Source organism: Bacillus cereus group sp. BfR-BA-01441, from assembly GCF_022663075.1.
GTDB classification, from domain to species: domain Bacteria; phylum Bacillota; class Bacilli; order Bacillales; family Bacillaceae_G; genus Bacillus_A; species Bacillus_A cereus.
On sequence record NZ_JAKUEU010000317.1, the window covers coordinates 1 to 290 of the forward strand.

The following is a 290-nucleotide window of genomic DNA, read 5'->3' on the forward strand; positions in this document are numbered from 1 at the left end:
AACGTCCTACTCTCACAGGGACAAGGTCCCAACTACCATCGGCGCTAGAGAGCTTAACTTCCGTGTTCGGTATGGGAACGGGTGTGACCTCTCTGCCATCATTACCAGACTGTATTCATTTAAGACAAGAATCATTTTAACTTATTTGACCTCGAAAGTCAACAAGTTTTTTATATTCTTTCAAAACTAGATAACATTTGCTACATATTATATGGTTAAGTCCTCGATCTATTAGTATTCGTCAGCTCCACATGTCACCATGCTTCCACCTCGAACCTATCAACCTGATC

At 41.0% G+C, this 290-nt stretch carries 1 rRNA gene; it reads right to left on the reverse strand.

Annotated elements, in window-relative coordinates:
• Nucleotides 1–109, reverse strand: a 5S ribosomal RNA gene (gene rrf, locus MR107_RS30690); the annotation flags it as partial.
• Between the last annotated feature and the right edge of the window lie 181 nt (nucleotides 110–290).